The sequence below is a fragment of the Gallaecimonas xiamenensis 3-C-1 genome (assembly GCF_000299915.1).
GTDB lineage: Bacteria > Pseudomonadota > Gammaproteobacteria > Enterobacterales > Gallaecimonadaceae > Gallaecimonas > Gallaecimonas xiamenensis.
The window spans coordinates 39,057-46,022 of record NZ_AMRI01000031.1; the positions used below are offsets into that span (position 1 = coordinate 39,057).

Here is a 6,966-nt window from a genome sequence, read left to right on the forward strand (position 1 = left end):
GTTCAGCGCCGCCAGCGATAACAGCGCTCCGGCCGGCCAATGCTGCCGTAGGAAAGGTCGGCCACCAGTTCGTGCTGGGTCAGCAAGAACTCCAGATAACGCCTCGCGGTAGAGCGGCTGGCCCCGATAAGGGCTCCCACCTTCTCGGCGCTCAGCTGCGCCTGGGCGTCTTCTTGAAAGAGTTGCCGCACCTTGGACAGGGTCACTGCATCAATGCCCTTGGGTAGCCGGGTGTCGCTGGCCGCGCTGGCGCTGCTGTCGGTGCCCAAGAGTTTGTCTACCAGAGATTGGGTCAGTACTTCGCCTTGCTGCAGCTGCTGGTGGCGGGCGCGAAACTTGGCAAGGGCCTGGTCCAGCCGGGCCAACATGATGGGCTTGACCAGAAAATCAAAGGCCCCCAGTTGCATGGCCTTTTCCAAGGCCGCCACCTCTTTGGCGGCGGTCACCATGATCACATCGCTCCCCACACCTTGGCGGCGCAGCTCACCCAGCAGCTCCAGGCCATTGCCGTCAGGCAGGTGGATATCCAGCAGCAACAGCTCCGGCTGGCCCAGCGCCACCAGCCGGCTTGCCGTGGCCTTGTCGGTGGCTATCCCCAGTACTTGGAAGTCGTCACATTGGCCGAGGTAATCGGCCAGCAGTTGGGCAACGGCAATTTCGTCTTCGACTATCACCACCGAATGGGGCATCAGCGGGGCTCCTCCTGGGTTGGAGTCTTGGGCAGGTAAACACTGAAGCGGGCGCCGCCCAGTATGGATTGGCCAAGCTCCAGGCTGCCGCCCAAGGCTTGAATATAGGTTTGCACAAGGTATAGGCCGACACCGTGCTGGCACCCGTCTTTGCTGGAATACTCCGGCGAGCAGAGACTGGCGAACTGGTCATCGCTGATGCCGCAGCCGCTGTCTTCCACATCAAAGATGATGTTGTTGCCCACATCGTCCAGCATCACCGAGATCTTGGGCGGGCGCGCTCGGGTTTTGACCGCCGCTTCAATGGCGTTATCAATGAGGTTGCCGAGGATGGACAGCAGTTTCTCCACCAGCGCCGCCTCCCCGACCGCTTGCATCAGGCTGTCGGGCTCCACCGCCATCTCAACGCCCAGCTCCCGAGCTTTATGGTATTTACCAAGCAGCAGGCCCACCACCATGGGCTCTTGGATATGCTCAATCAACTGATTGACCTGCTCCTGGTAGCCCTGGCTTTCAAGGCCGATAAACTCCACCGCCTTCTGGTAGGCCCCCATTTGGATAAGGGCGCCCAAGGTATTGAGCTTGTTGGAATGATCATGGGTTTGTACCCGCAACAGCTCCGAGAACGCCTGCACCTTGGCCAACTGCTGGCTGAGCTCTTCTATCTCGTCAACCGGGCGAAAGCTGATCAAAACGCCGTCGGTCTGGTCCTTGACCTTAAGGGGCAGGCGCGACAGCACCAGCCAGCGGTCGTTGGCGAAAAGCTCCACGCCGTTAAGGGGCTGCTCGGGGTCTTTGAGTAAGAACTCGGCCTGCTCTGGCAGCAGCATCTGGATATGGCGCCTGGGCTGGCCCGGTTGGCGGTCAGGCAGGCCCAACAAATCCTTGGCGCGGCGGTTGAGTTTGCGCACCACCCCATGGTTATCAAGGGCCAAGATACCGGTACGTACCGTGTTGAGGATGGCGTTTTGCTCGGCATAAAGGCGCCCTATTTCCTCAGGTTGCAAACCGTAAAGCGCCCCTTTGACCCGCCGGGCTATCCAAAGGGAGGCCAGGACGCCCAGCACCAAAAGCCCGGCGACCGCCGCCACCAGCGTGGCGAGCTTGGCCCATACCAGGGAATTGACCGAGGTCGCCAAAAAGCCTACCGACACCAGCCCCACCACTTTGCCCTGAGTATCGCGAACCGGCACCTTGCCCCGCAGCGAATAACCCAAGGAGCCTTTGGCCTCGGAGATATAAGAGCGCCCATCCAGCGCTTCGCGACTGTCGCCCCCCACCATCAGCGAACCGATGCGGGCAGGGTCTGGGTGGGTCAGGCGGATGCGCCGGGTGTTACCCACCACGATAAAGTCGGCGCCGGTGGAGCGGCGCAGCTTCTCGATAAAATCTTGCAGCCCTTGAGTGTCGCCATAAGCCAGGGCGTTTTGCACCTCGTCGAGCTCAGCAATGGATGAGGCCAGCGCTAACGCCTTTTTCCCTACTTCTTCACGCACGCTTTTTTCCAGCAAATGCTGGCCCAAAAGCGCAAACAACAACGCCTGGATAAGGCTAAGGGCCGTTATCCAGACGATAAGACGGGTTTCCAGACGTTTGATATGCCACATAGGGTCAAAGGGCCCCGCAGGGCCCTGCCGTCATAGGTTGTCCAATTGAGCGTCGCCCGGCGCCTTGTTGGCGCCGCGCCGGCTGCGAAGGTAATCGACCAAGGGTACCAGCAAAACCCCTACCGCCAACAGCATGATGCATAAGGTCAACGGCCTGTCCCACAGGAAGCTCAGGGAGCCGTCGGAGATCATCATGGCGCGCCGGAAGTTGCGCTCTATCATGTCCCCCAGGATAAAACCGAGGATCAGCGGCGCCATGGGAAAGTCCATCAGCCGCAGCACCAGGGCGATCACCGCAAAGAGCACCATCATCTGCAGGTCGAAGGTGTTGAACGACACCAAGTACACGCCAATCAGGCTGAAGAACAGGATAAGCACTGTCAGAAGCTGCCTAGGCAGAGCCAGGGTCTTGGCGATGTAGGGGATCATCGGCAGATTGAGGATCAGCAGCACCACGTTGCCGATGTACATGGACATGATCACCGACCAGAACACATCGGGATTTTCTTCCATCAGCAGCGGCCCAGGTTGCAGCCCATAGGCGATAAGCGCCCCCAGCATCACCGCCGTGGTGCCCGAGCCCGGAATGCCCAGGGTCAGCAGCGGCACGAATGAGCCGGTACAGGCCGCGTTATTGGCGGTTTCCGGCGCGGCCAGGCCACGCAATGAGCCTTTGCCAAACAACGCCTTCTTGGCGCCCCGCGCCAGATTACGCTCGGCAGCGTAGGCCATGAAACTGGCGATGGTCGCCCCGGCCCCCGGCAATATACCCACCAAAAAGCCCAGCACCGACGAGCGGCCAATCACAGGGGCAATCTCTTTGACCTCTTCCTTGCTGAGCTTGAGGCTGCCCATGTCGGTGTTGGCGGCCGCTTCGCTCTTGGCCTTGTCTTTTTCAGGCTTAAGCACACTAATGAGCGCCTCGGACAAGGCGAACATGGACATGGCCACCAGCAGGAAGCTGATACCGTCCAGAAGGTTGCTTTGCCCAAAGGTAAAGCGCTCGGCGCCGGAGGACGGGTCTATGCCAACAGTAGAGAGCATCAGGCCCAGCACCGTCATCATCATCGCTTTGAGGAACTGCCCCTTGTTGGAAAAGGCCGCAATGGCGGTCAGGCCCATCAGCATCAGCGCAAAGTAATCGGCCGAGCGAAAGCTCAAAGACACCTTGGCCAGCAGCGGCGCTGCCACCATCAGGAAGATGGCGGCGATGGTGCCACCGCTAAAAGAGGCGTAAGCCGCAATGGCCAGCGCCTTGCCGGCCTTGCCTTGGCGGGCCATAGGATAGCCATCAAAGGAGGTGGCCACGGTGCCGGCAACACCGGGAGCGTTGATCAAGATGGACGAGGTGGAGCCGCCGAAAATGGCGCCGTAATACACGCCAGCCATCAGGATCATCCCGGAGGAAGGGTCGATGCTGTAGGTCACCGGTATCATCAGGGCGATGGCGGTGATGGGCCCGAGGCCCGGCAGCATGCCGATAAAGGTGCCGGCAAAGCAGCCCAGCACCACGTACATCAGATTTTTTATGCTGAGCGCTGTGGTCAGCCCCAGCAGGATCCCGTCAAGCATGGGTTAACTCCACAGTGAACCAGAAACAAGATAGATGCCCAGCAGGCGGGTCATCACCAGCCAGAACAGCACCACCACCGGCACCGACGCCAACAGCAATACCTTGATGCGCCGCTCCCCCATTACCCAATAGCCGGCCAGCAAAAAAGCCAGGGTCGCCACTATGAACCCCAGGGGCTCCATGGCCAGCGCGTAAAGCAGCATCAGCCCCAGCAAGGCTGCGGTGCGCCCCATGGCGCGGCGAGAAAAGCCGGCGCCTTTTGCCTCGCTTTTGGCTTCGGTAAAGCTCAGCACCAAGGCCAAAAGGCTGAACAGCGCGCCAAGACCGGCGTAAATTTTGGGCAGGGTTGAGGAGGTGACCGCGTCCCTTGCCTCGATGGGCAGCGGCACTATCTGCCAGGCGTAAAAGCCGTAAGCCAGGGAGAACACCAGGAACAGAAAGGCGCCCAGGCTGTCTTTGGTTATGTTCATCAGGTGCTCCTACTGGATAAAGCCGAGATCTTGCATGACCTGGCGCATGTCGGACTCTTGGCGCTCCAAGGACTGCAAGAAGGTCTTGGGCTCTTCATAGAGATTCAGCCAGCCGTTGCGCTTGCGCACCGCTTCCCACTGGGGCGTGGCCATCAGCTTTTTAAAAAGCGCGGCGTATTCGGCGACTTTGGCGTCCGGTGTATCGGGAGAGGCAAACAGGCCTCGCCAGTTGGTAAAGCTCATGTCGCAGCCAAGGGACTTGAGGGTGGGAATATCGGGCCTGTCCGCTAACGGCTGCGGCGCCGTCATCGCCAAAATCTTGGCCTCGCCGGAGTCGGCCAAGTCCAGGGCTTCGCTTAGCCCGGTCGACAGCAACTGCACCTCACCGGACAACAGCCCAGCTTTGGCACGGCCACCAGCGTCGTAAGGAATGTACCTAAGGGCCCGGCCATTGCCGGTAGCGGCTTCAAAAGCCTGGGCCGCAACCAGGTGATCCATGCTGCCCCGGGCCGAACCGCCCGCCACTTTGACCAGTCTTGGGTCCTTGCGGTAGGCCGCCACCACGGCGTCCCAGCTTTGATAAGGGGAGTTTTTGGTCACCACAAAAGCGCCATAATCGGCGATAAGCCCCACCACGGGTTTTAGATCCCTAAAGCTATTGGGGATCTGCCCGGACAGCGCCCGCAGCACTATGGGGGTGGAGTTGATCATCAACATGTCCCCCTGCTTGTTACCCATTTCGATAAGGTAAGCAATGGCGCGGCCGCCGCCGCCGCCCGAGAGGTTTTGAAAGGAGGTGTTGTCGGCAAGGCCAGCCTTCACCAACGCCTCTCCCGTACCCCTGGCGGTGGTGTCCCAACCACCACCGGGCCCGCCGGGGATCAAGAAGTGGATATCGGTTTTGGCCAGCAGGCTACCGGGGAAAGCCAGCAGCGCAGCCAACAGATAAAAGGCCTTCATGGCAGGCTCCTAGAACAGGTATTGAGTTCTGAAGGTCAGGGCGTTACCGGTATCTTCATCGCCGACAAGGGCTGCCCGGCCCGGTCCCCCCACCTTGGAGTGAATAAGGTTAAGCATGAACTTCACTTGCGGGCTGTAGTAATAGGAACTGCCCAAGGTATAGGAAGTCACCTTGGTACCTTGGGTATCGGAGGCGGCATCCATACCGGAGACTCGCCCATAAAGCTCCCAGGCATTTTTAACGCCTTTGGGTTGGCTGAACACGGCGCTACCGGCTTTGTACTGGCGCTGCTCACCGGTCAGGAAGTAGCTGGCCGTAACCGAATAACCGTTGTAATGCTGGCCGTCCAGGGGCGAGGTGGTGTCAGAGGTGTGCAGCTGGCGCTGGGCAAACTCGCCTTGCAGAGAAAACGCCTTCCACTGCCCTGCCGCTTCCAAACCGTATTGAGTTAAGTGATCGATAGCCACAGTCTCGCCGCCGGCGGCGTAATCGGCCAGCTTGACGCTGGTTTCACGGACTTCACCACGGGCAAAGGCACTGGACAGCGTGTCGCCCCCCATTTCCCGATAAGAGCCCCAAAGGCCAAAGTGCAGGGTTTTACCGTCTCCTTGGATAGGCGCCCAGGTCAAACGCCCGGTCGTTGCCAAATCCAGGTTGTTGTTCTTATTTTTACCACTGTCGCCAAACGCATCGTTCTTATAAATACCGATGGCATAGCGCACCTTGGATGCAGGGAAGTACTGATAGGCCGCAACGCCCCAACGAAAATAAGGCGAGAAGGTATCAGCCAGGTTGGAGCGCTCGATGGTGGTGATGTACTTGCTGCTGGAGAGGGCTTCAAGGGAAATGTCCTCCCTTATCTTACCTAGCTTGATAACCGGGCCGCCGTTAAAGCCCCGGTATTGAAGCCGGGCCATGGTGATCTCAGCGCCATCCTCGGCGAACTCCAACAGCAATTTATAGTCCCAGTCACCGCTTTCTTTTTCTGCAAAAAGCCGCGCCCTGCGGGCAAAGAGATCCGAACCGGTATGGCCTTGATGGTTGGCGTTATAGGCTCCATCAAAAAGGTTGTAATCGAGCTGCAAACGGCCACCGATGGAAACGCCGGCGAAGGGCTCGCTTTTCTCTTCCTTTGCCTCAAGCTCACCGACCTTCTTGGACAAAGCGTCGATCTGCGCTTTAAGACTCTCTACAGATGTATCTGCTCCCCAGGCCGGGTTAAGCCCGGCAACACTCCCCAGCACAACCAGGGAGCCCAATGCTGACATTCTCATTATTCGCTGCCTTTCGTTTATTAAGGTTATTGTCGCTAGCAGCACCCCAAGCGCCGCCGCAACAGAACGTTAACGTCAAGGAAAAGCAAAGAGAACTTATCGGCCATAACGAGCGTTTTGTGCTTTTTGTTCACGTGATGTGTGGAACATAACAAGGCCAGCTATGCCCGAAGCCACAATGGGAAGCCTTAAGCAAAAACCCCCAGCCGTTTGGCTGGGGGTTTTCGTCTTAATAGGTTGGCCGTGGCTAGCTCAGGGGCAAGCTCTTCGCGCTGCGGGCCTGAGGGGCCCTTCGCCTACTCTCACATCGTAAGGACGTTGCCTGCGGCAACGGCTTGGCTATCTCGCCCAACGGGGCCCTAGGCCCATTTCCGAGGCTTTAAACGCAAAAA

6 protein-coding genes are annotated in these 6,966 nt (G+C 59.0%); all 6 read right to left on the reverse strand.

Annotation, left to right across the window (positions count from 1 at the left end):
• Positions 1-2: 2 nt before the first annotated feature.
• From B3C1_RS17125 to B3C1_RS17150, 6 genes are read right to left on the reverse strand one after another with little or no spacing between them, the layout of a single operon-like run.
• On the reverse strand, positions 3-689 hold the full coding sequence (locus B3C1_RS17125; RefSeq protein WP_008486365.1) for a response regulator: 687 nt from the start codon (positions 687-689) through the stop codon (positions 3-5).
• On the reverse strand, positions 689-2,296 hold the full coding sequence (locus B3C1_RS17130) for an ATP-binding protein (protein ID WP_008486366.1): 1,608 nt from the start codon (positions 2,294-2,296) through the stop codon (positions 689-691). The genes B3C1_RS17125 and B3C1_RS17130 overlap by 1 nt, the downstream gene beginning before the upstream one ends.
• A gap of 30 nt (positions 2,297-2,326) precedes the next feature.
• The gene (locus B3C1_RS17135; RefSeq protein ID WP_008486367.1) at positions 2,327-3,868 is read right to left on the reverse strand and encodes a tripartite tricarboxylate transporter permease; all 1,542 of its coding nucleotides are present in this window, start codon (positions 3,866-3,868) and stop codon (positions 2,327-2,329) included.
• A 3-nt stretch (positions 3,869-3,871) separates the two neighbouring features.
• Entirely contained in the window at positions 3,872-4,339 is a 468-nt protein-coding gene (locus B3C1_RS17140) for a tripartite tricarboxylate transporter TctB family protein (RefSeq protein ID WP_008486368.1), read from the reverse strand.
• 9 nt (positions 4,340-4,348) lie between these two features.
• Positions 4,349-5,299 carry a tripartite tricarboxylate transporter substrate binding protein gene (locus B3C1_RS17145; RefSeq protein ID WP_008486369.1) on the reverse strand — a complete coding sequence of 317 codons (951 nt, stop codon included), beginning with the start codon at positions 5,297-5,299 and terminating at the stop codon, positions 4,349-4,351.
• 9 nt (positions 5,300-5,308) lie between these two features.
• Positions 5,309-6,574, reverse strand: a complete 1,266-nt coding sequence (locus tag B3C1_RS17150) for an OprO/OprP family phosphate-selective porin (RefSeq protein WP_237751014.1) — start codon at positions 6,572-6,574, stop codon at positions 5,309-5,311.
• Between the last annotated feature and the right edge of the window lie 392 nt (positions 6,575-6,966).